19 protein-coding genes and 1 pseudogene are annotated in these 26,531 nt (G+C 71.3%); 15 read left to right on the top strand and 5 right to left on the bottom strand.

Features of this window, described 5'->3' with window-relative positions; translation table 11 throughout:
• Positions 1-42: 42 nt before the first annotated feature.
• The 7 genes from F7R91_RS30790 to F7R91_RS30820 all read left to right on the top strand — a co-directional run bounded on the left by F7R91_RS30790 (position 43) and on the right by F7R91_RS30820 (position 10,355).
• Complete coding sequence (locus tag F7R91_RS30790; protein WP_150954236.1) at positions 43-324, top strand: YlxR family protein; 282 nt, start codon at positions 43-45, stop codon at positions 322-324.
• Positions 325-486: 162 nt separating this feature from the next.
• Positions 487-3,582, top strand: coding sequence for a translation initiation factor IF-2 (infB, locus tag F7R91_RS30795; protein WP_150954239.1), 3,096 nt, complete (start codon positions 487-489; stop codon positions 3,580-3,582).
• Positions 3,583-3,779: 197 nt separating this feature from the next.
• Positions 3,780-4,073, top strand: coding sequence for a DUF503 domain-containing protein (locus F7R91_RS30800; RefSeq protein ID WP_150954242.1), 294 nt, complete (start codon positions 3,780-3,782; stop codon positions 4,071-4,073).
• Between the two features lie 40 nt (positions 4,074-4,113).
• The gene (rbfA, locus tag F7R91_RS30805; protein WP_150954245.1) at positions 4,114-4,569 is read left to right on the top strand and encodes a 30S ribosome-binding factor RbfA; all 456 of its coding nucleotides are present in this window, start codon (positions 4,114-4,116) and stop codon (positions 4,567-4,569) included.
• Positions 4,566-5,474 carry a tRNA pseudouridine(55) synthase TruB gene (truB, locus tag F7R91_RS30810; RefSeq protein WP_150954248.1) on the top strand — a complete coding sequence of 303 codons (909 nt, stop codon included), beginning with the start codon at positions 4,566-4,568 and terminating at the stop codon, positions 5,472-5,474. Before rbfA ends, truB begins: the two co-directional genes overlap by 4 nt.
• 283 nt (positions 5,475-5,757) lie before the next feature.
• Positions 5,758-9,261: a trypsin-like peptidase domain-containing protein gene (locus tag F7R91_RS30815; RefSeq protein ID WP_150954251.1), complete on the top strand. Its 3,504-nt coding sequence runs from the start codon at positions 5,758-5,760 to the stop codon at positions 9,259-9,261.
• A gap of 134 nt (positions 9,262-9,395) precedes the next feature.
• Entirely contained in the window at positions 9,396-10,355 is a 960-nt protein-coding gene (locus F7R91_RS30820) for a bifunctional riboflavin kinase/FAD synthetase (protein ID WP_150954254.1), read from the top strand.
• Between the two features lie 85 nt (positions 10,356-10,440).
• On the opposite strand, the gene F7R91_RS30825 is transcribed toward F7R91_RS30820, so the two are convergent.
• The 3 genes and pseudogenes from F7R91_RS30825 to F7R91_RS30830 form a co-directional block, all read right to left on the bottom strand.
• Positions 10,441-14,301 carry an AAA family ATPase gene (locus F7R91_RS30825; protein WP_408056073.1) on the bottom strand — a complete coding sequence of 1,287 codons (3,861 nt, stop codon included), beginning with the start codon at positions 14,299-14,301 and terminating at the stop codon, positions 10,441-10,443.
• 288 nt (positions 14,302-14,589) lie between these two features.
• Positions 14,590-14,718: pseudogene (locus F7R91_RS44380) on the bottom strand (SCO5717 family growth-regulating ATPase); the annotation flags it as partial.
• A gap of 533 nt (positions 14,719-15,251) precedes the next feature.
• Positions 15,252-15,545 carry a DUF397 domain-containing protein gene (locus tag F7R91_RS30830; protein WP_150954260.1) on the bottom strand — a complete coding sequence of 98 codons (294 nt, stop codon included), beginning with the start codon at positions 15,543-15,545 and terminating at the stop codon, positions 15,252-15,254.
• A gap of 322 nt (positions 15,546-15,867) precedes the next feature.
• Here F7R91_RS30830 and rpsO point away from each other — a divergent pair, with 322 nt between their 5' ends.
• From rpsO to F7R91_RS30855, 5 genes are all read left to right on the top strand, one after another.
• Entirely contained in the window at positions 15,868-16,155 is a 288-nt protein-coding gene (gene rpsO / locus F7R91_RS30835; protein WP_003993372.1) for a 30S ribosomal protein S15, read from the top strand.
• Positions 16,156-16,480: 325 nt separating this feature from the next.
• Positions 16,481-18,697 (top strand): polyribonucleotide nucleotidyltransferase, encoded by a 2,217-nt coding sequence (locus F7R91_RS30840; RefSeq protein WP_150954263.1) that lies wholly within the window; start codon positions 16,481-16,483, stop codon positions 18,695-18,697.
• Positions 18,694-20,073: a M16 family metallopeptidase gene (locus F7R91_RS30845; protein ID WP_150954266.1), complete on the top strand. Its 1,380-nt coding sequence runs from the start codon at positions 18,694-18,696 to the stop codon at positions 20,071-20,073. The genes F7R91_RS30840 and F7R91_RS30845 overlap by 4 nt, the downstream gene beginning before the upstream one ends.
• 28 nt (positions 20,074-20,101) lie before the next feature.
• On the top strand, positions 20,102-20,854 hold the full coding sequence (gene dapB, locus F7R91_RS30850; protein ID WP_150954269.1) for a 4-hydroxy-tetrahydrodipicolinate reductase: 753 nt from the start codon (positions 20,102-20,104) through the stop codon (positions 20,852-20,854).
• Between the two features lie 12 nt (positions 20,855-20,866).
• Positions 20,867-21,310 (top strand): tetratricopeptide repeat protein, encoded by a 444-nt coding sequence (locus F7R91_RS30855; protein ID WP_150954272.1) that lies wholly within the window; start codon positions 20,867-20,869, stop codon positions 21,308-21,310.
• A 54-nt stretch (positions 21,311-21,364) separates the two neighbouring features.
• Here the strand turns inward: F7R91_RS30855 and F7R91_RS30860 are convergent, their stop codons facing one another.
• Together F7R91_RS30860 and F7R91_RS30865 are read right to left on the bottom strand one after the other, a co-directional pair.
• Complete coding sequence (locus F7R91_RS30860; RefSeq protein WP_150954275.1) at positions 21,365-21,919, bottom strand: PH domain-containing protein; 555 nt, start codon at positions 21,917-21,919, stop codon at positions 21,365-21,367.
• Positions 21,920-22,021: 102 nt separating this feature from the next.
• Entirely contained in the window at positions 22,022-22,261 is a 240-nt protein-coding gene (locus tag F7R91_RS30865; RefSeq protein WP_150954278.1) for a hypothetical protein, read from the bottom strand.
• Between the two features lie 194 nt (positions 22,262-22,455).
• On the opposite strand from F7R91_RS30865, the gene thyX reads away from it, so the two are divergent.
• From thyX to F7R91_RS30880, 3 genes are all read left to right on the top strand, one after another.
• Positions 22,456-23,196, top strand: a complete 741-nt coding sequence (thyX, locus tag F7R91_RS30870; RefSeq protein WP_150954281.1) for an FAD-dependent thymidylate synthase — start codon at positions 22,456-22,458, stop codon at positions 23,194-23,196.
• Between the two features lie 202 nt (positions 23,197-23,398).
• The gene (gene dapA, locus F7R91_RS30875) at positions 23,399-24,298 is read left to right on the top strand and encodes a 4-hydroxy-tetrahydrodipicolinate synthase (RefSeq protein WP_150954288.1); all 900 of its coding nucleotides are present in this window, start codon (positions 23,399-23,401) and stop codon (positions 24,296-24,298) included.
• A gap of 154 nt (positions 24,299-24,452) precedes the next feature.
• Complete coding sequence (locus F7R91_RS30880; protein WP_150954291.1) at positions 24,453-26,138, top strand: ribonuclease J; 1,686 nt, start codon at positions 24,453-24,455, stop codon at positions 26,136-26,138.
• Positions 26,139-26,531: the final 393 nt, after the last annotated feature.

Consider the following 26,531-nt stretch of genomic DNA (forward strand, 5'->3'; position numbering starts at 1 on the left):
GCCCCAAAGGGGTGAGGTGGCCGCGGGGAGGTAGACTTAAAGGTGTCTGGCCGGACGCACGCCCGAGCATGCCCTGAACGCACCTGTGTGGGCTGCCGGGAGCGGGCGGCCAAGACCGATCTGCTGCGGATCGTGGCGATCAAGGACGCGTGCGTCCCTGATCCTCGCGGTACGCTGCCCGGCCGGGGTGCGTATGTACACCCCGCCCTGGTCTGTCTCGACCAGGCGGTACGCCGCCGGGCGTTCACGCGGGCGCTGCGCGCCCCGGGAGCGCTCGACACAAAGGCGTTGCGCCAGTACGTCGAGCAGACAGACAGTTGCTGAGCAGGCAACACCGTAAGAAGCGTCGTGCGGAACCCCGTGCGGCCCTGGTACCTCGCGAGTCGGAAGTAGGTCGAGATTGCGATGAGCACTCGATGAGTACGCGATGAGTACGCCCATGAAGTAGCGACGGTCCGGCCGCAACCCGGACCTAAAAGGAGCGAAGTGGCTAAGGTCCGGGTATACGAACTCGCCAAGGAGTTCGGTGTGGAGAGCAAGGTCGTCATGGCCAAGCTCCAGGAACTCGGTGAATTCGTCCGTTCGGCGTCCTCGACCATCGAGGCGCCCGTTGTCCGCAAACTGACGGACGCCCTCCAGCAGGGCAACGGAGGCGGCAAGCCCGCCCCCGCCCGCAAGGCTGCCCCGGCGAAGCCGGCAGCCCCCTCCCCGGCGCAGGCTGCCCGTCCGGCCGCCCCGCGCCCGGCGGCCCCCAAGCCCGCGGCGGCCGAGCGGCCCGCGGCTCCGGCCGCCCCCGCAGCAACCCCCGGCTCGCGCCCCACCCCGGGCCCGAAGCCCGCGCCGAAGCCCGCTCCGGCGTCCCCGGCCCCGACGGCCCCCGAGTTCACGGCACCCCCGTCGGCTCCCGCGGCACCGGCCTCCGGCCCGCGTCCGGGCGCTCCGCGTCCGGGTGGCCAGGCCCCGCGTCCCGGTGCCCGTCCGGCCGGTCCCGGTCAGGGCGGCGGCCAGGGCCAGCGTCCCGGCGCCCCGCGTCCGGGTGGCCAGGCCCCGCGTCCCGGTGCCCGTCCGGCCGGTCCCCGTCCGGGCAACAACCCGTTCACCTCCGGTGGCTCCACCGGCATGGCGCGCCCGCAGGCGCCCCGTCCGGGCGGTGCGCCCCGTCCCGGTGGCCACGGCGGCCCCGGTGCTCCCGGCGGCGCTCCGCGTCCGCAGGGCCAGGGCGGTCCCCGTCCCCAGGGTGCGGCGGGCGGTCCCCGTCCGCAGGCTCCGGGCGGCGCGCGTCCCACGCCGGGCGGCATGCCCCGTCCGCAGGGCGGCGGTCCGCGTCCCGGCGGCGGTGGCCCCGGCGGTCCGCGTCCGAACCCCGGCATGATGCCGCAGCGTCCCGCTGCGGGCCCGCGTCCCGGCGGCGGTGGCCCCGGCGGCCGCGGTCCCGGCGGCGGCGGTCGTCCCGGTGGCGGCGGCGGTCGTCCGGGCGGCGGCTTCGCCGGTCGTCCCGGTGGCGGTGGCGGCGGTGGCTTCGCCGGTCGTCCCGGCGGTCCCGGTGGCGGCGGTGGCGGTGGCTTCGCCGGTCGTCCCGGCGGTCCCGCGGGCGCCGGCGGAGGTGGCCGTCCCGGCTTCGGCGGTCGTCCCGGTGGTCCGGGCGGTCGCGGTGGCACGCAGGGCGCCTTCGGTCGTCCCGGCGGTCCCGCGCGTCGCGGTCGCAAGTCGAAGCGGCAGAGGCGCCAGGAGTACGAGGCCATGCAGGCCCCGTCGGTCGGCGGCGTGATGCTGCCTCGCGGCAACGGCGAGTCCATTCGCCTGTCGCGCGGTGCCTCCCTCACCGACTTCGCGGAGAAGATCAACGCCAACCCGGCGTCGCTCGTCGCGGTCATGATGAACCTGGGCGAGATGGTCACGGCCACGCAGTCCGTCTCCGACGAGACGCTGCAGCTCCTCGCCGACGAGATGAACTACACGGTTCAGATCGTCAGCCCCGAGGAGGAGGACCGCGAGCTGCTCGAGTCCTTCGACCTGGAGTTCGGCGAGGACGAGGGCACCGAGGAGGACCTGGTCGTCCGTCCGCCGGTCGTCACCGTCATGGGTCACGTCGACCACGGAAAGACCCGGCTGCTCGACGCCATCCGCAAGACGAACGTCATCGCGGGCGAGGCCGGCGGCATCACCCAGCACATCGGTGCCTACCAGGTCGCGACCGAGGTCAACGACGAAGAGCGCAAGATCACCTTCATCGACACCCCGGGTCACGAGGCGTTCACCGCCATGCGTGCGCGTGGTGCCAAGTCGACCGACATCGCGATCCTGGTCGTCGCGGCCAACGACGGCGTCATGCCGCAGACGGTCGAGGCGCTCAACCACGCCAAGGCGGCCGACGTCCCGATCGTCGTCGCGGTCAACAAGATCGACGTCGAGGGCGCGGACCCGACCAAGGTGCGCGGTCAGCTGACCGAGTACGGCCTGGTGGCCGAGGAGTACGGCGGCGACACGATGTTCGTCGACATCTCCGCCAAGCAGGGTCTGCACATCGACTCGCTGCTGGAGGCCGTGATCCTTACGGCCGACGCCTCGCTCGACCTGCGGGCCAACCCGAACCAGGACGCGCAGGGCATCTCGATCGAGTCCCGCCTCGACCGCGGCCGCGGTGCCGTGGCGACGGTCCTCGTCCAGCGAGGCACGCTGCGGGTCGGCGACACGATGGTGGTCGGCGACGCGTACGGCCGCGTCCGGGCGATGCTCGACGACAACGGCAACAACGTGGCCGAGGCCGGCCCGTCGACGCCGGTCCAGGTCCTGGGCCTGACCAACGTCCCGGGTGCGGGCGACAACTTCATCGTGGTGGACGAGGACCGCACGGCCCGTCAGATCGCGGAGAAGCGCGCCGCCCGTGAGCGCAACGCGGCCTTCGCCAAGCGCACGCGCCGTGTGTCGCTGGAGGACCTGGACAAGGTGCTGAAGGCCGGCGAGGTCCAGCAGCTGAACCTGATCATCAAGGGTGACGCTTCCGGTTCCGTCGAGGCCCTCGAGTCCTCCCTGCTCCAGCTCGACGTCGGCGAAGAGGTCGACATCCGCGTCCTGCACCGCGGCGTCGGTGCGGTCACGGAGTCGGACATCGACCTGGCGATGGGCTCGGACGCCATCGTGATCGGCTTCAACGTCCGTGCGGCCGGCCGTGCCGCGCAGATGGCCGAGCGCGAGGGCGTGGACGTCCGCTACTACTCGGTCATCTACCAGGCGATCGAGGAGATCGAGGCGGCCCTCAAGGGCATGCTCAAGCCGGAGTTCGAGGAGGTCGAGCTCGGTACGGCGGAGATCCGCGAGGTCTTCAAGTCGTCCAAGCTGGGCAACATCGCGGGTGTGCTCATCCGCTCCGGCGAGGTCCGCCGCAACACCAAGGCGCGCCTCATCCGTGACGGCAAGGTGGTCGCGGAGAACCTCAACATCGAGGGTCTGCGTCGCTTCAAGGACGACGTCACCGAGATCCGCGAAGGCTTCGAGGGCGGTATCAACCTCGGAAACTTCAACGACATCAAGGTCGACGACGTCATCGCGACGTACGAGATGCGCGAGAAGCCGCGGGCGTAACGGCCGACGGTTCCTTCGCCGGCCGACGGGACAGGTTCCCGTCGGCCGGCGTGCCGTGTACCGGGGCTCCACCGGCCCAAGGAGACGGGCGAAATCCCGTCGAGCCACCCGCCCGTTCGTTGTACCTTTCTTGATGTCCCTGCCCGGTGGATGGCAGGGCCATCGATCCCGTACCGGCGGGTGAACCGGCTACACACATGTATGTGGGGACTCTGTCCTTCGACCTGCTCCTCGGCGACGTACGGTCGCTGAAGGAGAAGCGCTCCGTCGTCCGCCCGATCGTCGCCGAGCTCCAGCGGAAGTACGCGGTGAGCGCGGCCGAGGTGGATCACATGGACCTTCACCGCAGGGCCGCCATCGGCCTGGCGATGGTGTCCGGCGACGCGGGGCACCTGACCGAGGTACTGGACCGGTGCGAGCGGCTGGTCGCCGGACGCCCCGAGGTGGAACTGCTGTCCGTCAGACGGCGCTTCCACGGCGAAGACGACTGACGACCCAAGAACGAGACAGGAAAGAACGGGAGACGGACCAGTGGCCGACAACGCGCGGGCGAAAAGGCTGGCGGACCTCATCCGGGAGGTGGTGGCCCAGAAGCTGCAGCGCGGGATCAAGGACCCGCGGCTCGGCTCACACGTCACCATCACGGACACCCGGGTCACGGGTGACCTGCGGGAGGCGACCGTCTTCTACACGGTGTACGGGGACGACGAGGAGCGGGCGGCCGCGGCCGCCGGCCTGGAGAGCGCCAAGGGCATCCTGCGCTCCGAGGTCGGCCGCGCGGCCGGCGTGAAGTTCACGCCGACCCTCGCCTTCGTCGCCGACGCCCTTCCGGACACCGCCCGGACCATCGAGGATCTCCTCGACAAGGCACGCCAGTCCGACGAGAAGGTGCGCGAGGCGTCCGCGGGCGCCGCCTACGCCGGTGACGCGGACCCGTACCGGAAGCCGGGCTCCGAGGACGAGACGGACGGCGACGCCGCGGAATGACCCAGAAGCGCACCACCACGCCCGACGGCCTTGTCATCGTCGACAAGCCGTCGGGCTTCACTTCGCACGACGTGGTCGCCAAGATGCGCGGGATCGCCAGGACCCGCCGCGTCGGACACGCCGGCACCCTCGACCCCATGGCGACGGGCGTGCTCGTCCTCGGCGTCGAGAAGGCGACCAAGCTCCTCGGGCACCTCGCGCTGACCGAGAAGGAGTACCTCGGGACGATCCGTCTCGGGCAGACGACCCTGACCGACGACGCCGAGGGCGAGATCACGGGGTCGCTCGACGCCTCGAAGGTCACCCGCGAGGCCGTCGACGCCGGGATCGCCAAGCTGACCGGCGACATCATGCAGGTGCCGTCCAGGGTCAGCGCCATCAAGATCGACGGAGTGCGGTCCTACAAGCGGGCGCGGGAGGGCGAGGAGTTCGAGATTCCCGCTCGGCCGGTCACCGTCTCGTCGTTCAGCGTGTACGACGTCCGGGACGCCGTCGCCGAGGACGGCACCCCCGTGCTCGACCTGGTGGTGTCGGTGGTCTGCTCCTCCGGCACCTACATCCGGGCGCTGGCCCGGGACCTTGGCGCCGACCTGGGCGTCGGCGGACACCTCACCGCTCTGCGCAGGACGCGCGTGGGCCCGTACAAGCTGGACTCCGCCAGAACCCTGGACCAGCTCCAGGAGGAGCTGAGCGTGATGCCGATCGCGGAGGCCGCGGCAGCCGCGTTCCCGCGCTGGGACGTCGACGCCAGACGGGCCCGCCTGCTCACCAACGGCGTACGTCTGGAGATGCCCGACGAGTACGGGGCAGCAGGTGCGGTGGCCGTCTTCGACCCGGAGGGCCGTTTCATCGCCCTGGTCGAGGAACACAAGGGCAAGGCGAAGAGCCTGGCGGTCTTCGGCTGAGAGCCGTGTGACGTTCTGAAGGCGCGTCGTGAGACGTTCCGCGGGCCTGTTGTCCGTGGAGCGGCGGTCACGGGTGTCCACTACCCGCCGCTCCACGGTCCCCCCCTCGGTTCCCCCACCCCTAGGGTGTATCCACCAACCCCCGCCATTTCACCCGTCCGGGCAGGCGCTCGGAGTGAACCGAGGGAGCGGAAGGGGGCGCTTTCGCCACGCGATCTTTCCCGCTGATCGCCCCGCGCCTACGGTCGACGACAGGGCACGGTGCACGGCGGGGAGGTAGGACATGGCGGGACGGGGCCATGATGACCGGTCCCGTCGGCCGCGCCCCGAGGTCCTCGTCGGCATCCAGGACCCGGCGGGCCGCCCGCGCGGAACCGGCTTCGTGGCCGACCACGACGGCACGCTGATCACCAGCCACGAGGCCGTCGACGGTCTGCCCCGGCTCGTGCTGCACGCCGCCGGCGACCGCAGCTGTGTCGTGACCGCCGACGCGGTGACCCCGCTGCCCCAACTGGCCCTCGCTCTCGTACGGACCGAGGGCTTGGGCGTGGACCCGCTCCCCATCGCCGCGCGGGACCGGATCGACCCCGGTACCTATGTCCACATCGCCGCAGGCCGCTGGCGCGAGGCACGCGTGCTGGACGCGACCGATGTGACGTACACGGCCACGGACCGCTGCCATCGCCTTCACGACGCCCTGGAGCTGGCGATCGGCACGGCGGGCCGGGACGCGCTGCGGCCGGGCGGCGGGGCGGCCGGGGGACCGGTGCTCGACGCCGGAACCGGCGCCGTGCTCGGCGTCCTCGGCACCGCGCTGCACTGCGGAGAGCGTGACACCGGCTTCGCGGTACCGCTCCGCCCACCCGGCTCCGGGGCCCGCGACGGGTCCGGGTCGTCGGTGGCCGACGACCCGCTCACCGAGCTGCTCGCCCACAACGCCGCCACCGTCCCCGTGTACGGCGTGGACCTCAACCTGGCCGGCGCACTGGAACTGACGCGCACTCAAGTGGGCCAGGACGGACCGCCCGGGACCCACGCTCCGCTCCCGGCGGCCGAGTGCGTCGAACGGGCCGCCGTCGCAGCGGAGTTCACTGCATTCGTGCGCGGCCCCGCCGCCGTCCTCGGTCTCGTCGGGGAGCCCGGCAGCGGTCGTACGACGGAACTCGTGGCCCTCGCCGGACGGCGCGGCCGGAGTGACGAGCCCGCACCCACCCTGTGGCTGCGGGGCGCCGATCTGATGGGCGACGACGGCTCTGTGGCGGACGCGGCGCGCCGTGCACTGGTCCGGGCCGCCGCCCGGACCGTCGCGGCGTCGCAACCTGAACTCTCCGCCGACGCCTGCGATCTCACCCCGGACCGACTGGCCCGCCTGGCGCACGCCGTAGGCCGTCCCCTGCTGATCCTGCTCGACGGGCCCGAGGAGATGCCTTCCGCCCTGACCCACCGGCTGCCGGACTGGACGGCGGGGACGGCCGGTTGGCTGCGGGAGACGGGGGCGCGGCTGGTGGTGGCGTGCCGGGCGGAGTTCTGGGAGGAGGCGGCCGCGGGGTTCTCGGCGGAGCTGCTGCACGGCGCCACGGGGGACGCGGCGCAGGGCGGTACGCCGGCCTGTGTGCGCCTCGGCGAACTCCCGGAGGACGAAGCCCGTGAGGCCCGAGCCCGCCATGGCATCCCGGAAGGCGCCCTGACCGGAGCCGACGCCCGCCGTCCCCTCACCCTCCGCCTGTACTCGGAGATCCACGCCGCCCTCCAGGACGCCCCCGCCGCCCGCGTCGACCGGGACCAGGTCCTCTCCGCCCACCTGGACCTGATGTGCCTGCGCATCGCCGTCCGGCTCGCCACGGAGAACGGCCTGCGCGGCACCGCCGTACGCCGCCTCGCCGCGAAGGTCGCCGGACAGGTGCACGAGGCCGCCCGCCGCAGCCTCGGCCCGGAGCACGGTCAGCTGGACCGCGAGTCGTTCACGGCGCTGTTCCCGTGGGGGCCCGCGCCGGCCCGGCTCGGCGGCGGCACCGGCTGGGCGTCCGCCGTCCTCGCCGAGGGCCTGCTCGTGCCCGCGGGCGACGGCTACCGCTTCGCCCACGAGGAACTCGCCGACTGGCTCCACGGCATGCACCTCGACCTGGACGAGGCCCTGCGCGCCCTCGTCCACCGCCGCGACCCCCGGCCGCCGCTCCCGCACCACCGCATCGGACCCGTCGTACAGGCCCTGCTGCTCCTCGGCCGCCGGCAGGGAGCACCCCAACTGGCCCGCCGCCTGGAGAAGTTGGTGCACGCCCTGGATGCCGACCCGTCCTCCTGGTGGGCCGGGCGACTCCTCACCGAAACCCTGCCGCGCGTGCCGGACGCGACGCCGTACACCCCGGTGCTGCGGCTGCTGGCCGAGGGAATCGCGGACCGCCGGGACCACCCCCTGCCACCGGAGTTCGGCCCGGCCTTCTGGACCGCGCTCCCCCTCCCCGAGTCCACCCGCCTGGACCTGCTCCGTGACCTCGTCCTCACGGACGGCCCGCCGGGGGCGGCGCCAGGCACGCCGGACGACACGACACCGGCCCGGCATGCTGCTGCGGCAGTGACGGTCGCGCCCCGCTTCCTCGATGCCGTGGCCGGGATGCTCGCTGCCGACGCCGTCGCCGTGCAGCCGCATCTCCTCCGCTGGTTCGAGGACGAGCGGCCGTTGCCCGCCACACCGCACGCGACCGTGGCCAAGGCCGCACAGGCGTTGCTGCACACGCACCGGCACCGGGCGCCGGACGACCTGACGGACGTGCTGGTCGACTGTGCCCACCCGCGGGCCCAGGAGCTGCTCGGTGTGCTGGCCGAGGACGAGCCGTCCGCCGTCTGCCGGGCCGTGGACCGGTGGGCGCACGACGAGCGGCCCGTACGCCGGGCCGCCGCGATGACGTACGGGACGCGCACCGCGCCCCACGCCCGCACCGAGGCCGACCGCGCACTGCTCCGCCATGCCGCCCTGGCCCTGCTCGCCCGCCCCGTCGACTCCGCCCTGCACGGCGGCGCCCTCGCCCTCCTCGTGCGGGACCCGTACACCAGAGCCCGCCATCTCCCGCAGGCGCTCGCGCGCTTCGCGGCCGGCGACCCCCAGATCCCGCCGAACGCGCTGGTCGCGGCCCTGCCGACCCACCCGGACCCGGTCCTCGACGCCTTCCGGGCGCGGCTCGGCCTGCCGGACGCCGGCGATGCACTGCGGACGCTCGCCGACGTCACCACCCCCACCCTGACCCGCCGGGTCAGTGCCCTGGCCCGGGAAGCCGTGCAGGAGCACCCGGAGACCGCCGTCCACCTCGCCGCGTACCTCGACCGGCGCCTCGACCACGGCCCCACCGCCCGCACCACCCTCCTCCCGCTGGTCACCGGCCTGGTCAACGCCGGCCCGCCACCGGCGCGGGCCGCACTCGCCGCCGTACTCGCAGCCCCGGGCACCCCCGCCTCCCGCGCCCTCCGCCGGGAACTCCTCGCCTCCTTCCTGGAGCACGAAAACGACCCCACGGTCCTCGAAGCGCTGCTGCGGACCGCGGTCGAGCAGCGCGCCGGTGCCGCACCCGACATCCGCGCCCTCGTCCACCGCATCGGCCTCCACCTCGTCCGCACCCCGGACGGAGCGACCCGCTTCGACCGCGTCCTTGTCGACCTCGGCCGCCAGATCCCCGGCTTCGCCGCGCAGATCGCGGGCTGGCTGTCCGACGCCCCGGGGGAGTGGACGGCGATCGTGGGCCCCAGCGCCCACCGGATGATCGAGAACCTGGCGGGCACGAGCGTGCCCGCATGACCCGTACACGCGCGTGCGACCCGTCACAGCCCCATGCCGATGCTGGGCGCGGTCACGGGGCATGGCACCCTTAGACCTGCGTAAGAGGCACACACGGACACGGGTGCGACAGGATGCGACGAGGAGCGGTCACAGTGCAGCGCTGGCGTGGCTTGGAGGACATCCCCCAGGACTGGGGGCGCAGCGTCGTCACCATCGGCTCCTACGACGGCGTCCACCGCGGACACCAGCTGATCATCCGGCACGCCGTGGACCGCGCCCGTGAGCTGAGCGTTCCCTCCGTCGTCGTCACCTTCGACCCGCACCCGAGCGAGGTCGTCCGCCCCGGCAGCCACCCTCCGCTGCTCGCCCCGCACCACCGCCGCGCCGAGCTGATGGCCGAGCTGGGCGTGGACGCGGTCCTGATCCTGCCCTTCACGACCGAGTTCTCGAAGCTGTCGCCCGCCGACTTCGTCGTCAAGGTCCTCGTCGACAAGCTGCACGCCAAGGCGGTCGTCGAGGGCCCCAACTTCCGCTTCGGCCACAAGGCCGCGGGCGATGTGGCATTCCTGACCGAGCAGGGCAAGGTCTACGACTTCGAGGTCGAGGTCGTCGACCTGTTCGTGTGCGGCGAGGCGGGCGGCGGAGAGCCCTTCTCCTCGACCCTGACCCGCCGCCTGGTCGTCGAGGGCGACGTCGAGGGCGCCGGGGAGATCCTCGGGCGCCCGCACCGCGTGGAAGGCGTCGTCGTCCGCGGCGCCCAGCGCGGCCGCGAGCTGGGCTTCCCCACGGCGAACGTCGAGACCCTCCCGCACACCGCGATCCCCGCCGACGGCGTCTACGCGGGCTGGCTGCACGCGAACGGCGAGGCGATGCCGGCCGCGATCTCCGTCGGCACGAACCCGCAGTTCGACGGCACGGAGCGCACGGTGGAGGCGTACGCCATCGACCGGGTGGGGCTGGACCTGTACGGCCTGCACGTGGCCGTCGACTTCCTGTCCTTCGTGCGTGGCCAGGCGAAGTTCGAGTCCATCGAGGGGCTGCTGGAGCAGATGGCGGCGGACGTGAAGCGCTGCCGTGAGCTGGTCGCCGCGGCGGAGGCAGCCGCCGAGTAGTCGTCCGTACGACGCCGAAGGGCGGCCGGTGCGAGTGGGCACCGGCCGCCCTTCGTTGTTCACGGCTCACACGGTCATGGCGAGGCTACTGCTCGGGGGGCTGGTGCGGGGGCGGGGTCTGCGGGTAGCCCTCCGGGGGCTGACCGGGCTGACCGGGCTGACCGGGCTGACCGGGCTGACCGGGCTGACCGGGCTGGCCCGGCTGGTCTGCCGGGCCGGGCTGGGGTTGACCCGCGGGACCGGACTGGCCGGGCTGGGCGTACGGCTGTCCGGCCTGGGGGTAGGGCTGGCCCGGCTGGTGGGGTGGGTAGGGCTGCCCCGGCTGTTGCGGCACGTTGGGCTGCCCGGCCTGCGGGTACGGCTGCCCCGGCTGCTGCGGGTACGGCTGTCCGGCCTGCGGGTGGGGCTGGCCCGGCTGGGCATACGGCTGCGCGGCTTGCGGGTGGGGTTGTTGAGGGAACGGGCCGGGCTGGCCGGGTGCCCACTGCCCAGGGGCCTGCTGACCAGGGGTGGGCTGGTTGGGGATGTGCCGGCCGGGGGTCTGCTGTCCTGGAAGGGGTTGGCCGGGCACGGGTTGGCCAGGCATGGGCTGCCCGGGGGCCTGCTGTCCGGGAACGGACTGCCCGGGGATCGGCTGGCCAGGCACAGGCTGTCCTGGCACCTGCTGGCCGGGGGTCTGTTGGCCCGGTACGGGCTGACCAGGCGCGTACTGACCAGGCACGTACTGCCCCTGGACCGGGTGACCCGGAATCTGTTGACCCGGAATCTGCTGACCGGGAATCTGCTGACCGTGGACCGGCTGGCCCGGGAGCGGCTGGCCGGGCATCGGCGGCGCGGCCACCGGAGGCGGATTGCCGTCGTTCGTCCACAGGCCGTGCGACTGCTGGTGGCGGACGAAGTCCTCGGCGACCATCGCCGCGAGGTTGAAGTACGACTCCCGCACCTTCGGCCGCATCATGTCGAGGTCGACCTCGGCACCTGCCGACAGGTGCTCGTCGAACGGCACGACCACCACACCGCGGCACCGCGTCTCGAAGTGGCTGACGATGTCCTCCACCTTGATCATCTTGCCGGTCTCGCGCACGCCGGAGATGACGGTGATGGACCGCGAGACGAGGTCGGCGTACCCGTGCGCGGACAGCCAGTCCAGCGTCGTACTGGCGCTGCTCGCACCGTCCACGGACGGGGTCGAGATGATGATGAGCTGGTCGGCGAGGTCGAGCACTCCGCGCATGGCGCTGTAGAGCAGACCGGTACCCGAGTCGGTCAGGATGATCGGGTACTGCCGCCCGAGCACGTCGATCGCGCGCCGGTAGTCCTCGTCGTTGAAGGTCGTGGACACGGCCGGGTCGACGTCGTTGGCGATGATCTCGAGACCCGACGGCGCCTGCGAGGTGAACCGCCGGATGTCCATGTACGAGTTGAGGTACGGGATCGCCTGGACGAGGTCACGGATGGTGGCGCCGGTCTCGCGGCGGACGCGGCGGCCGAGCGTACCGGCGTCCGGGTTGGCGTCGATGGCGAGGATCTTGTCCTGGCGCTCGGTGGCCAGCGTGGACCCGAGGGCGGTGGTGGTCGTGGTCTTGCCGACACCGCCCTTGAGGCTGATGACGGCGATCCGGTAGCAGGACAGCACGGGCGTCCGGATGAGTTCGAGCTTGCGCTGCCGCTCGGCCTCCTCCTTCTTCCCGCCGATCTTGAACCGGCCGCCGGCCGCGGCGGGCCGCCCGCTCTTCGCCTTCTGCTTCTTGTTGTTGAGCAGCCGGTCGGATGACAGCTCCACGGCCGCGGTGTAACCGAGAGGCGCGGCACCGGGGTTGGTCATCTGCCGCTGATCATGCTGAACGGGCTGCGGCCATGCGGCACCGGCACGGGGATCAACGGGTTGCTGGGGCTGAGCCTGCGGCTGCGCCTGCGGGAAGCCATAACCACCCGGCTGGACAGAGGGGTTGGGGCCGGAATGCTGGGGGGCGGCAGCGCCCGGCTGTGGGAAGCCGTATCCGCTGGGTGCGTTGGGGTCGGCGGGCGTCTGCGGGGCTGAGGGGGCGGGTGCGCCAGTGGCCTGTGGGAAGCCGTATCCGCCGGGTGCGTTGGGGTCGGCGGGCGTCTGCGGGGCCGAGGGGGCGGGTGCGTCACCGGCCTGCGGGAAGCCGTACCCGCCGGGTGCGTTGGCGTCGGCCGGAGCCTGCGGGGCCGGCTGGGCGGGAGCGGGGGCGGTGGTGGGCGCGGGGGAGGGTGCGCCTGGCTGCGGGAAGCCGTATCCGCCCGGTGTGTTCGCGTCGGCCGGCGTCTGCGGAGCCGAAGGCGCGGGCGGCGCAGGTGCGGGTGTGCCCGGCTGCGGGAAGCCGTAGCCGCCCTGTGTGTTCGCGTCGGTCGGCGTCTGCGGAGCCGAGGGCGCGGGCGGCGCAGGTGCGGGTGTGCCCGGCTGCGGGAAGCCGTAGCCGCCCTGTGGGTTGGCTGCGTCGCCGGGGCGCGGGAAGCCGTATCCGCCGGGTGCGTTCGCGTCGGTCGGCGTCTGCGGAGCGGACGGGGCGGGCGCGGCGGCCGACGCAGGGACGGGTGCGCCCGGCTGGGGGAAGCCGTACCCGCCGGGTGCGTTGGGGTCGGCGGGCGTCTGCGGGGTCGAGGGGGCGGGTGCGTCACCGGCCTGCGGGAAGCCGTACCCGCCGCCGGGCGCGATCGCGTCGGTCGGCGTCTGCGGAGCCGAGGGCGCGGGCGGCGCAGGTGCGGGCGCGCCCGGCTGGGGGAAGCCGTAGCCGCCCTGTGGGTTGGGCGCGGGCGCGGGGGCGCCGCTCGGCTGTTGAGCCGGAGGCTGCTGCGCTGTGCCGGGCTGCGGCGCAGGGGCCTCGGGGTTCCAGGCCGCGGGCGCCGGCTGCGGCGCCTGCGGCTGGAAGGCAGGCGGCTGCTGCGGCGGCACGGGTGGCTGCCCCTGAGCGGCCGTCGGCTGCGGCCGAGGAGGCGTCACCGGGTCGGCCTGCCGCGGCTGCGCGGGCCACTGGGCCGCCGGTGCGGGCGCGGCGGGCTGATACGACGGCGGCAGCGGCGGCAGCCCACTCTGCGGCGCCGGCGGGGGAGCCCAGGCAGCGGGCAGCGCGTCCTGAGGCGGGTCGGCCTGCGCCGGTACGGCGTCCTGGGCGGAGCCGCTGTCCTGAGGACCGGCATCCTCCGGTGTGGCACTGTCCTGCGCCTCGGCGTCTGCGGGTGCGGCACTGTCCTGGGAGTCGGTGTCTGCGGGCGCCGGGTCTTCCGGTACCGCGTCCGCGGGAACCGCGTCCTCGGGCTCGGCGATCGCCGGTACCGCGTCCCCAGGCTCCGCGTCCCCAGGCCCCGTGACCGCAGGCTCCGTGACCGCAGGAGTGGCGTCCTCCGGCGCCTCGCTGCCGGACTCGGCTTCGGCGGGCTCCGATGCAGAGTCCGCTTCTGAGTCCGCCTCGGCCTGTGCTTCCGGCTCCGCCTCATCGGCCTCGTCCGAGCCGTCCGGCTCCGAAGCCTCGGTGTCGGCATCCTGGGCCGCGGCCGTACCGTCGTCGACGACAGCATCGGACGAACCGTCAGTGACGATCTCCGAGTCGGTGTCCCCCTCCGGCACAGCAACAGCCCCGTCGCCGTTGCCGTCGCCCTCGGCCTCGCCGTCAACCACACCGCGCTCCGCCTCGGCGGCCGCCGCCCGCTCCGCGATCTCCCGCTTCAGCGCAACCGAGGAGAACCGCATGGTGGCGCCGCTCTCCACGTCACGGTTCCCGTCCTCCGACTCCTCGGAAGCCGGAGCAGCCGGAGTAGCCGGCGCAGCCGCCGGGGCCGGAGCGTTCCACTGCGGCTGGAAGCCCCCAACAGGCATGTTCGGTACGGCCGTGGGCGACGCCGGATCCGCGGCGGGCGCGTCCACCCGCTCCTCGGTCTGCGGTGACTGGGGCTCGAACCCGCTCCCCACCGGAAGCCTGGGCACGCCGACCGGACTCCCGGTCGGCGGAGCAGGCGGACTGAACGGAGCTCCGGGCGCCGGCGCCGGAGGCGCGGGCGGCGTAAAGGGCGCCCCAGGAGCCGGAGCCGGAACGGACGCCGGTCCCGAGGAAGGAAGCGAGTGGGCAGGAGGCGCCAGCCCGGGCAACGGCGCAGCCGGCACGTTCGACGAACCCGCAGCCCCAGCTCCCGAATCCGAACCGGGGCCCGAGCCCGCCCCGGAAGCCCCGCTCCCAGAACTCCCAGAACTCCCAGAATCCTCCGACGCGTTCTGCGTGTACCAGGCAGGCGGCGCGTAGTCGATGGTGAACTCGCCCGTCGTCTCGACGGCGGACTCCGCGTCGGTCTGGTCATCGCCGGGTGTGGCCCAGCCCCCGCGGATCCCGTCCCGATCGCTGCTCACAGTTCCTCCTGGTGTGGTCGAGCACCCTCATGCCGTGCTGGGGCGACCAGTTGCTTGTCGTCCGTAGTCGTTCGAGGTCGTCCGATCCGCCGGCCCTCCCCCTCAGGCACCGACACCCCGTCCACGGGTCTGGTGTCGCGCCCGGTCCCAGCCTAATCACCACAGGCCCCAACTCGGCAGGCCCGCCCACCCCTCAGCGCCCGTCCACTGCATCACAACCCGCCCAGAAGGGACGTACTCAGCTCTCTCATCAGTGAACAAACCATGCACAGTTGAAGCCGGACTTCGAACGTCCGACCTTCGAACGCCCCACCCGGAAAGGCTCTTTCGTGCGCGCTTCGGCCCGCGTCCCCCGATCTCCACGCAATCCGCACTCTCCGCGGAGCGGCGGAGCGGCGGAGCGGCGAACCGGCGGGAGCGGCGGAGCGGCGGAGGTGTGCGAGAACCGCCGAGGGGCGGGACGTCGCCGCCCCGCCCCTCGGATCTGCCGCCGACTGTTGGCAACTCCGCTACTTCGCCCCTCCGCTACTCCGCTACTCCGCGTCAAGTCCTCCGTTGTGCGGAGCCGGCTTCAGATCGAACTCACCGTCGCGCGCACCCAGCACGAAGGCCCGCCACTCCGCCTCCGTGTACCGCAGCACCGTGTCGTGGTCGAGCGAGGACCGCATGGCCACCGCGCCGGCGGGAAGGTAGGCGATCTCGACCCGCTCCTCGTGCTCCTCGGTGCCCGGTGCGCTGTGCCACTCGACGCCGGAGATGTCGAGGGCGTACAGCTCGTCCCGCTCCCGCTCCTTGCGCGCCTTGATCTCCTCTGCCGTCTCCGTCATGCCGCAGCGACACCTCTCCCCGATGTTCCCGATGTTTCTTACGTGTCCGATGTGTCCGATGTCTTCGACGTACGAAACGATCCGACGATCCGAGCGCTCACCCTAGTGGCCGTCCCTCGCCCGTCCGGGTGATTCCGATACCGCGGTGAGAGTGCCCCTCACCTCCTGGTACCCTGTGTGACGGCCGTTTGTGTACGCACCCCCGGAGCCCACCGCCCTGGAGGCCGCGCCCAGCGGATCCCCGCCTCCCGAGTAACGGAAGCTCCCCCGAGACAAAGACCGGGGGCACTCGGTGGCCACATGAAGACTACGAGGAGTACGCGTGCCGCTCGACGCCGCTACGAAGAAGCAGATCATCACCGAGTTCGGCCAGAAGGAGGGCGACACCGGCTCCCCCGAGGTCCAGGTCGCCATGCTCTCGCGCCGGATCTCGGACCTGACCGAGCACCTCAAGACCCACAAGCACGACCACCACTCCCGCCGTGGTCTGCTGATCCTGGTCGGTCAGCGCCGCCGCCTGCTGCAGTACCTCGCCAAGAAGGACATCCAGCGCTTCCGTGCGCTGGTCGACCGCCTCGGCATCCGCCGCGGTGCTGCGGGCGCCAAGTAAGACGCCGTGAAGGGAGCGGTTCCCGATCGAAGGGGGCCGCTCCCTTTGCTGTACGTGCGGACTGTTGCCACCCCTTTGTACTGTGGTAGCACAACGCAATACGCACGACACAGCGTGATGGCGCGCACCCGCTCGGGTAGCGCGGCGTCACAAGACGAACGAGGAGAAGCGCACCTCGCCGCCGCCGGTCCTCGGTAGTGGCCCCCGGGGGAAGTGAGCCCCGGGTGCTTCGATCGAAGACCGGCCCGCACCAGACGGAGCGCTTCTCCGCAACCGTCCCCCTGCCACACGGGCACGGAGGGACGAAGACGAGGAGAAAACGCTAGTGGAGAACGAGACCCACTACGCCGAGGCCGTCATCGACAACGGCTCCTTCGGCACCCGCACCATCCGCTTCGAGACGGGCCGCTTGGCCAAGCAGGCCGCCGGCTCCGCCGTGGCGTACCTGGACGACGACACCATGGTGCTGTCGGCCACCACCGCCTCCAAGAACCCCAAGGACCAGCTCGACTTCTTCCCGCTGACGGTCGATGTCGAGGAGCGGATGTACGCCGCCGGCAAGATCCCCGGCAGCTTCTTCCGCCGTGAGGGCCGGCCCTCCGAGGACGCGATCCTCACCTGCCGCCTCATCGACCGTCCGCTGCGCCCGTCCTTCAAGAAGGGCCTGCGCAACGAGATCCAGGTCGTCGCCACGATCATGGCGCTCAACCCCGACCACCTGTACGACGTCGTGGCCATCAACGCGGCCTCCGCGTCCACGCAGCTGGCCGGTCTGCCCTTCTCCGGCCCGATCGGCGGCGTCCGCGTCGCGCTGATCAACGGCCAGTGGGTGGGGTTCCCGACGCACACCGAGCTCGAGGACGCCGTCTTCGACATGGTCGTCGCCGGCCGTGTCCTGGAGGACGGCGACGTCGCGATCATGATGGTCGAGGCCGAGGCCACCGACAAGACCATCCAGCTGGTCAAGGGCGGCGCCGAGGCGCCGACCGAGGAGGTCGTCGCCGCCGGTCTGGACGCCGCGAAGCCCTTCATCAAGGTGCTCTGCAAGGCCCAGGCCGACCTCGCCGCGAAGGCCGCCAAGCCGACCGGCGAGTTCCCGGTCTTCCTGGACTACCAGGACGACGTCCTGGAGGCGCTCGCCGCCGCCGTCCGCCCCGAGCTCGCCCAGGCGCTCACCATCGCCGGCAAGCAGGAGCGCGAGGCGGAGCTGGACCGCGTCAAGGGCCTCGCCGCCGAGAAGCTCCTGCCGGAGTTCGAGGGCCGCGAGAAGGAGATCTCCGCCGCTTACCGCTCGCTCACCAAGCAGCTGGTGCGTGAGCGCGTGATCAAGGAGAAGACGCGCATCGACGGCCGTGGGGTCACGGACATCCGTACCCTCGCCGCCGAGGTCGAGGCCATCCCGCGGGTTCACGGTTCGGCGCTGTTCGAGCGTGGCGAGACCCAGATCCTGGGCGTCACCACCCTGAACATGCTCCGCATGGAGCAGCAGCTGGACACCCTCTCCCCGGTGACCCGCAAGCGCTACATGCACAACTACAACTTCCCGCCGTACTCCGTCGGCGAGACCGGCCGCGTCGGCTCCCCGAAGCGCCGCGAGATCGGCCACGGCGCCCTCGCCGAGCGCGCCATCGTGCCGGTGCTGCCGACGCGCGAGGAGTTCCCGTACGCGATCCGTCAGGTGTCCGAGGCCCTCGGCTCCAACGGCTCCACCTCCATGGGCTCGGTCTGCGCCTCCACCATGTCGCTGCTGAACGCCGGTGTGCCCCTGAAGGCCCCGGTCGCCGGTATCGCCATGGGCCTGATCTCCCAGGAGATCAACGGCGAGACGCACTACGTCGCCCTCACCGACATCCTCGGTGCGGAGGACGCCTTCGGCGACATGGACTTCAAGGTCGCCGGCACCAAGGAGTTCGTGACCGCCCTCCAGCTCGACACCAAGCTGGACGGCATCCCGGCCTCCGTCCTGGCCGCCGCCCTCAAGCAGGCCCGTGACGCCCGCCTCCACATCCTCGACGTGATGATGGAAGCGATCGACACGCCGGACGAGATGTCCCCGAACGCCCCGCGGATCATCACCGTCAAGATCCCCGTGGACAAGATCGGTGAGGTCATCGGCCCCAAGGGCAAGATGATCAACCAGATCCAGGAGGACACCGGCGCCGAGATCACGATCGAGGACGACGGCACCATCTACATCGGTGCCGCCGACGGCCCGGCCGCCGAGGCCGCCCGCGCCACGATCAACGGCATCGCCAACCCGACCATGCCGGAGGTCGGCGAGCGCTACCTGGGTACGGTCGTGAAGACGACCACCTTCGGCGCGTTCGTCTCCCTGCTCCCGGGCAAGGACGGTCTGCTGCACATCTCGCAGATCCGCAAGCTGGCCGGCGGCAAGCGCGTGGAGAACGTCGAGGACGTCGTCGGCGTGGGCCAGAAGGTCCAGGTCGAGATCGCCGAGATCGACTCCCGCGGCAAGCTCTCCCTGATCCCGGTCATCGAGGGCGAAGGCGACGATGAGAAGAAGGACGACACCGACAAGTGACGTCGATCAGCTCCACGGCGACGGCCCGCACCTCCTCGGAGGCGCGGGCCGTCGCCCGTACCCAAACCCTGATCAAGGGCATGAACGGCATCGGCACGGTCCGCAAGACGACCCTTCCGGGCGGCCTGCGCATCGTCACCGAGACCCTGCCCTCGGTCCGCTCGGCGACGTTCGGCATCTGGGCGCACGTGGGCTCCCGTGACGAGACGCCGTCGCTGAACGGCGCCACGCACTACCTGGAGCACCTGCTCTTCAAGGGCACGACCCGCAGGTCCGCCCTCGACATCTCCTCCGCGATCGACGCGGTCGGCGGCGAGATGAACGCGTTCACCGCGAAGGAGTACACGTGCTACTACGCGCGCGTGCTCGACACCGATCTGCCGCTGGCCATCGACGTCGTCTGCGACATGCTGACGGGCTCCCTCATCCTCGAGGACGACGTCAACGTCGAGCGCGGCGCGATCCTCGAAGAGATCGCCATGACGGAGGACGACCCGGGCGACTGTGTGCACGACCTGTTCGCGCACACCATGTTCGGCGACAACCCGCTCGGCCGCCCCGTCCTCGGTACGGTCGCCACCGTCAACGCCCTCACCGCGGACCGCATCCGCCGCTTCTACAAGAAGCACTACGACCCGACCCACCTCGTGGTCGCGGCCGCCGGCAACCTCGACCACCACAAGGTCGTCCGACAGGTCCGTGCCGCCTTCGAGAAGGCCGGCGCCTTCAAGAACCCCGGCGCCGACCCGATCGCCCCGCGCGACGGCCGCCGCTCCCTGCGCACCGCCGGCAGGGTCGAACTGCTCGGCCGCAAGACCGAGCAGGCGCATGTCGTCCTCGGCATGCCGGGCCTGTGCCGCACGGACGAGCGCCGCTGGGCCCTCGGTGTCCTCAACACGGCCCTCGGCGGCGGGATGTCGTCCCGGCTGTTCCAGGAGGTCCGCGAGAAGCGCGGCCTGGCCTACAGCGTGTACTCCTACACCTCCGGCTTCGCCGACTGCGGCCTGTTCGGCGTCTACGCCGGCTGCCGCCCGAGCCAGGTCCACGACGTGCTGAAGATCTGCCGCGACGAACTCGACCATGTCGCGGAGCACGGCCTGTCCGACGACGAGATAGGCCGCGCCATCGGCCAGCTCCAGGGCTCGACGGTCCTCGGTCTGGAGGACACGGGTGCGCTGATGAACCGTATCGGCAAGAGCGAACTGTGCTGGGGCGAGCAGATGTCCGTCGACGACATGCTGGCCCGGATAGCCTCGGTCACCCCGGACGACGTCCGCACCGTCGCCCGCGACATCCTGGGCCGCCGGCCCTCGCTGTCGGTCATCGGCCCGCTCAAGGACAAGCAGGCGTCCCGTCTGCACGAAGCCGTCGCCTAACAACCGTCTCGGGTAAGGACACAAGAAGATGAGCAAGCTGCGCGTGGCGGTCCTCGGCGCCAAGGGCCGTATCGGCTCCGAGGCCGTACGGGCCGTCGAGGCCGCCGAGGACATGGAGCTCGTGGCCGCCCTGAGCCGGGGCGACAAGCTGGAGACGCTGGCCGAGAGCGGCGCACAGGTGGCCGTGGAGCTGACCACGCCCGCCTCCGTCATGGACAACCTCGACTACTGCGTCCGCCACGGCATTCACGCCGTCGTGGGTACGACGGGCTGGACCGACGAGCGCCTCGCACAGCTGAAGGGATGGCTCGCCCAGTCCCCGGAGACGGGCGTGCTCATCGCGCCCAACTTCTCCATCGGGGCCGTTCTGACCATGAAGTTCGCGCAGATCGCCGCGCCGTACTTCGAGTCGGTCGAGGTCGTCGAACTGCACCACCCGAACAAGGTGGACGCCCCGAGCGGCACCGCCACGCGCACTGCCCAGCTCATCGCCGAGGCGCGGGCCAAGGCGGGCTCCGCTCCGGCACCGGACGCCACGGTCACCGCCCTGGACGGCGCCCGCGGCGCGAACGTCGACGGCGTCCCGGTGCACGCGGTCCGGCTGCGCGGTCTGCTTGCCCACCAGGAGGTCCTGCTCGGCGGCGAGGGCGAGACCCTGACCGTCCGCCACGACTCCCTGCACCACAGCAGCTTCATGCCGGGCATCCTGCTCGGCGTCCGCCGCGTGGTGACCACTCCGGGCCTGACCTTCGGCCTGGAACACTTCCTGGACCTGAACTGAGCCCCTGACGTCATGCGCGCGAAGCTCTCCTACGCCATCACGGCCGCCGTCCTCGTCGTCTACTTCATCCTGGTCGGCAGCCGTGGCGTCATGCTCATTCGGTCCGGCACCCTGCTGACCGTCACCTTCGGGATCGCCGTGCTGATCCTGCCGGTGATCGGACTGTGGTTCCTCTGGAAGAACACCCAGTTCGTCCGACGCGCCAACGCCCTCGCCGCCGAACTCGACGCCGAGGGCGGCCTGCCCGTCGACGAGCTGAAGCGGACCCCGGGCGGCCGGATCGACCGCGACTCCGCCGACGAGGTCTTCGCCCGGCGCAAGGCCGAGACGGAGGCGGCACCCGACGACTGGCGCAGCTGGTTCCGCCTCGCCGTCGCCTACCACGACGCCCGCGACACCCCACGCGCCCGCAGGGCGATGCAACGGGCGATCACCTTGCACCAGGCTTCTCGGTAACTCTTCCTCGCCCTGGGAGCGGTGGGAGCCCTGTGAGCCTGGCCGTCATGGGGCTCAGCCCCGGCGGTACTCCTCGGCCCATGCCTCGACCGAGTCCGCCGCCCGGTCGAAGGACTCGGGGCGCGCCAGGAAGTCCGCGTTGTGCGTGGTCAGCAACGGCGACACATCCTCCGCCCGGCGATCCGCACGTACGAGGAGCAGCGCCTGTCCCTGCACCGTGCGCGGCAGTCCCAGCCAGCGGACCGGCTGCTGCACCGTCCGCACGGCGACGACCCGCTCCCAGGGCACCGTGCGCGTGCCCAAGAAGCCCACGTGGCGCACCCCGTGGGCGCTCACCCACACGCCCTCGCGCAGCAGCCGCAGCGCGCAGGCGATGATGAGCAGGGCGATCCCGAGCACCACACCGGCTTCCGACACCGCACCGGTCAGCGCGATGATGACCGCCGCGCACAGCACATACGAGGCGAGCAGCAGCAGGAGTGCGGCCACGCCCACGCGCCATGGACCGATCCGGTAGGGGCGTCGCCAGCGGTCGCGGTCGTCGAAGGGCAGCGCGGCGTCGTCCGCCGCGTCGAAAGCTCGGTCGGCCGTCAGGAAGGGCAGTGGCACGGCTGGTCCTCACTCGATCCACGCAATGGGCTGTGCCCGGTGAGGCTATCGACCTGTGTCCCCGCCCACCACCCTCGGGGGTCCGGATGGGGCCGGTCCCGCTCAGCGCCCGTCGGCCGCCTGTGAATGCTGCGTCTGCCCGGACGGCTGGTCGGAGGACAGGGCGGGCATGCCGATGACCAGAGCCCCTGCGAGCGCGGCGACGATGCTCAGGCCCAGCAGCCACCGCCCGGCCAGCTGTCCTGCGGACGCCCGTTCGCGGGGCGGGGGAGCGATATTGCTGCGGAACCTGTCGGCTTCGGCGAGGGAGGCGAACGGTACGGGTTCGCGCCGACGGAACATGGAAGCTGCGTCTCCTCTCGGGGACTCGAATCTCGGGGACTCGAACGCATCACTGTCACCAACACAGACGAGCGAACGCCCCAAAAGGTGCCCAGTTTCACCAACTTCACTCGGTCACGGCAGTGAACGTCCCGTTTGGCGGGCCGTAGAGTGGGCGCCGCCCGAGAGAAGTAGTGGGAAGGACCCTCCGAGCCGTGACCGACACCCCCGCCGACGACCTGAAGCCCAGCTTCCGCAGCGATGTCACCGTCGAGCTGGTCAAGCACACCGCGACCGACGCCGACGTGCTCTTCGCCGCCCGCGTCTCGACCGTCGGCGAGCAGTCCCTGGACGAGCTGGGCAAGGACCCCGAGCGCTCCAAGGGCTTGATCAACTACCTGATGCGGGACCGGCACGGGAGCCCGTTCGAGCACAACTCGATGACCTTCTTCATCAGCGCCCCCATCTTCGTCTTCCGCGAGTTCATGCGGCACCGCGTGGGCTGGTCGTACAACGAGGAGAGCGGCCGCTACCGGGAGCTCCAGCCGGTCTTCTACGTTCCCGACGAGTCCCGCAAGCTCGTCCAGGAGGGCCGCCCGGGCAAGTACGTCTTCGTGGAGGGCACCCAGGCCCAGCAGGAGCTGGTCGGCCGCGTGATGGAGGACTCGTACCTGCATGCCTACGAGGCCTACCGGGAGATGCTCGCCGCCGGCGTCGCCCGTGAGGTCGCCCGCTCGGTCCTGCCCGTCGGCCTGTTCTCCTCGATGTACGCCACCTGCAACGCCCGCTCGCTGATGCACTTCCTCGGCCTGCGCACCCAGCACGAGCTGGCGAAGGTCCCGTCCTTCCCGCAGCGCGAGATCGAGATGGTCGGCGAGAGGATGGAGGCCGAGTGGGCCAAGCTCATGCCGCTCACCCACGCCGCCTTCAACGCGAACGGCCGGGTGGCGCCGTAAGCCCGCCCGCCGGGCACTGATGTACGGGTCAGCCGAGTGAAGTGTCCGTATTGCGGCATTTAGAGAAGTTCATCTAGCCTGATCAAACGGACCCGGCACTGCTTGAACCCCCGAGCAGGCAGTGCCGGGTTCCGCATATGTCGCGACCTGTCGCCCGACCCGAGGGAAGACCGCAGGGTGAGCAACGAGTAGCGTGTTACCCATGGCTCCGACCTCCACTCCGCAGACCCCCTTCGGGCGGGTCCTCACCGCCATGGTCACGCCCTTCACGGCGGACGGCGCACTCGACCTCGACGGCGCGCAGCGGCTCGCAACCCACCTGGTGGACGCAGGCAACGACGGCCTGATCATCAACGGCACCACCGGCGAGTCCCCCACCACCAGCGACGCGGAGAAATCGGACCTCGTACGGGCCGTCCTGGAGGCCGTCGGCGACCGCGCCCATGTCGTCGCCGGGGTCGGCACCAACGACACCCACCACAGCATCGAGCTCGCCCGAGCGGCGGAGCGGGTCGGCGCGCACGGCCTCCTGGTCGTCACGCCGTACTACAACAAGCCCCCTCAGGAGGGCCTGTACCGGCACTTCACGGCCGTCGCCGACGCCGCCGAGCTGCCGGTCATGCTCTACGACATCCCCGGCCGCAGCGGCGTCCCGATCAACACCGAGACGCTCGTCCGCCTCGCCGAGCACCCGCGCATCGTCGCCAACAAGGACGCCAAGGGCGACCTAGGCCGGGCCGGCTGGGCCATCGCCCGCTCCGGCCTCGCCTGGTACTCCGGCGACGACATGCTGAACCTGCCCCTGCTCTCCGTGGGCGCGGTCGGCTTCGTCTCGGTCGTCGGCCATGTCGTCACGCCCGACCTGCGCGCCCTGGTGGAGGCGTTCGTCTCCGGCGATGTCCAGAAGGCGACGGAAATCCATCAGAAGCTGCTTCCGGTCTACACCGGCATGTTCCGCACCCAGGGCGTCATGACGACCAAAGCCGCGCTCGCCCTCCAGGGCCTGCCCGCGGGACCGCTGCGCGCCCCCATGGTCGAGTGCACGCCCGAAGAGATCGAGCAGCTCAAGATCGATCTTGCCGCGGGCGGGGTACAGCTCTGACATCAGACTTCGCGCGCCCCGCCGCGCAACCAGGCTTCACAACTGAATAAGCAGGCCACCGGTGCCTGCGCCCACAACGACAACTGCTTCTGCACGAACGTCACGCGCGCCACGTGCCCTACCGGTACGTGGCGCGCGTGGTGAGGAGAGTCTTTTGAGTCATCCGCATCCTGAACTCGGTTCGCCCCCGCCGCTCGCCGAAGGCGGCCTCCGGGTCACCCCGCTCGGCGGTCTCGGCGAGATCGGCCGGAACATGACGGTCTTCGAGTACGGCGGCCGCCTTCTGATCGTCGACTGCGGCGTGCTGTTCCCCGAGGAGGAGCAGCCCGGAATCGATCTGATCCTGCCGGACTTCTCGTCCATCAGGGACCGCCTCGACGACATCGAGGGCATCGTCCTCACCCATGGCCACGAGGACCACATCGGCGGCGTCCCCTTCCTGCTCCGCGAGAAGCCGGACATTCCGCTGATCGGCTCCAAGCTGACCCTCGCCCTCATCGAGGCCAAGCTCCAGGAGCACCGCATCCGCCCCTACACCCTTGAGGTGGCGGAGGGGAACCGCGAGCGCGTAGGCCCCTTCGACTGCGAGTTCATCGCGGTCAACCACTCCATCCCCGACGCCCTGGCGGTGGCCATCCGCACGCCCGCCGGTATGGCAGTGCACACGGGCGACTTCAAGATGGACCAGCTCCCGCTGGACAACCGCCTGACAGATCTCCACGCGTTCGCACGTCTGAGCGAGGAAGGGATCGACCTCCTCCTCACCGACTCCACCAACGCGGAAGTCCCCGGCTTCACTCCCCATGAGCGCGACATCTCCAACGTCCTGCGCCAGGTCTTCGCCGGCGCCCGCAAGCGGATCATCGTGGCGAGCTTCGCCAGCCATGTCCACCGCATCCAGCAGATTCTGGACGCGGCGCACGAGTACGGCCGACGGGTCGCCTTCGTCGGCCGCTCGATGGTCCGGAACATGGGCATCGCACGCGACCTCGGCTATCTGAAGGTCCCGCCGGGTCTCGTCGTGGACGTCAAGACGCTCGACGACCTCCCGGACCACGAGGTGGTCCTGGTCTGCACGGGCTCCCAGGGCGAACCGATGGCGGCCCTGTCCCGGATGGCCAACAGGGACCACCAGATCCGTATCGTCGACGGCGACACGGTGATCCTGGCGTCCTCGCTGATCCCCGGCAACGAGAACGCGGTCTACCGCGTGATCAACGGCCTGACCCGCTGGGGCGCGAACGTCGTCCACAAGGGCAACGCCAAGGTCCACGTCTCGGGCCACGCGTCCGCGGGCGAGCTGCTGTACTTCTACAACATCTGCCGCCCGAAGAACCTGATGCCGGTCCACGGCGAGTGGCGCCATCTGCGCGCCAACGCCGAGCTGGGCGCCCTGACCGGAGTCCCGCACGACCGCATCGTCATCGCCGAGGACGGCGTGGTCGTCGACCTCGTCGAGGGCAAGGCCAAGATCTCGGGCAAGGTGCAGGCGGGTTATGTGTACGTCGACGGCCTCTCGGTCGGCGACGTGGGCGAGCCGGCGCTGAAGGACCGCAAGATCCTCGGCGACGAGGGCATCATCTCCGTCTTCGTGGTCATCGACTCGACGAACGGCAAGATCACCGGCGGCCCGCACATCCAGGCCCGCGGTTCCGGCATCGAGGACTCGGCCTTCGGCGATGTCATCCCGAAGATCACCGAGGTGCTGGAGCGCACGGCCCAGGACGGCATCGTCGAACCCCACCAGCTGCAGCAACTCGTCCGCCGCACGCTGGGCAAGTGGGTCTCGGACACCTACCGTCGCAGGCCGATGATCCTCCCGGTGGTGGTCGAGGTCTGACCCGTGTACGACCCCTCGTACACGTGAACTCGGAGCGGGGCACCTCGATTTGCGTCGAGGCGCTCCGCTCCAGTACGTTTACGGCTCCGCCCGAACGGGAACCCGGCACGCTTCGTGCGCCGGATCCAGTGCCCGAGGAGGGCGGGAATTCCGACTCAGATTCTCTGATAAAGTCGGGTCCGCCGGAAAGGGAAACGCGGAAGCGTAAACCTGGAAAGCACCGAGGAAATCGGATCGGAAGGATCTGATAGAGTCGGAAACGTAAGACCGAAGGGAAGCGCCCGGAGGAAAACCCGAGAGATGGTCTCGGGTGAGTACGAAGAAAGCGTCCGTTCCTTGAGAACTCAACAGCGTGCCAAAAATCAACGCCAGATATGTTGATACCCCGTCTCC

Origin of the sequence: Streptomyces luteolifulvus, from assembly GCF_008806595.1 — a bacterium.
In the GTDB taxonomy this organism is placed as follows: domain Bacteria; phylum Actinomycetota; class Actinomycetes; order Streptomycetales; family Streptomycetaceae; genus Streptomyces; species Streptomyces luteolifulvus.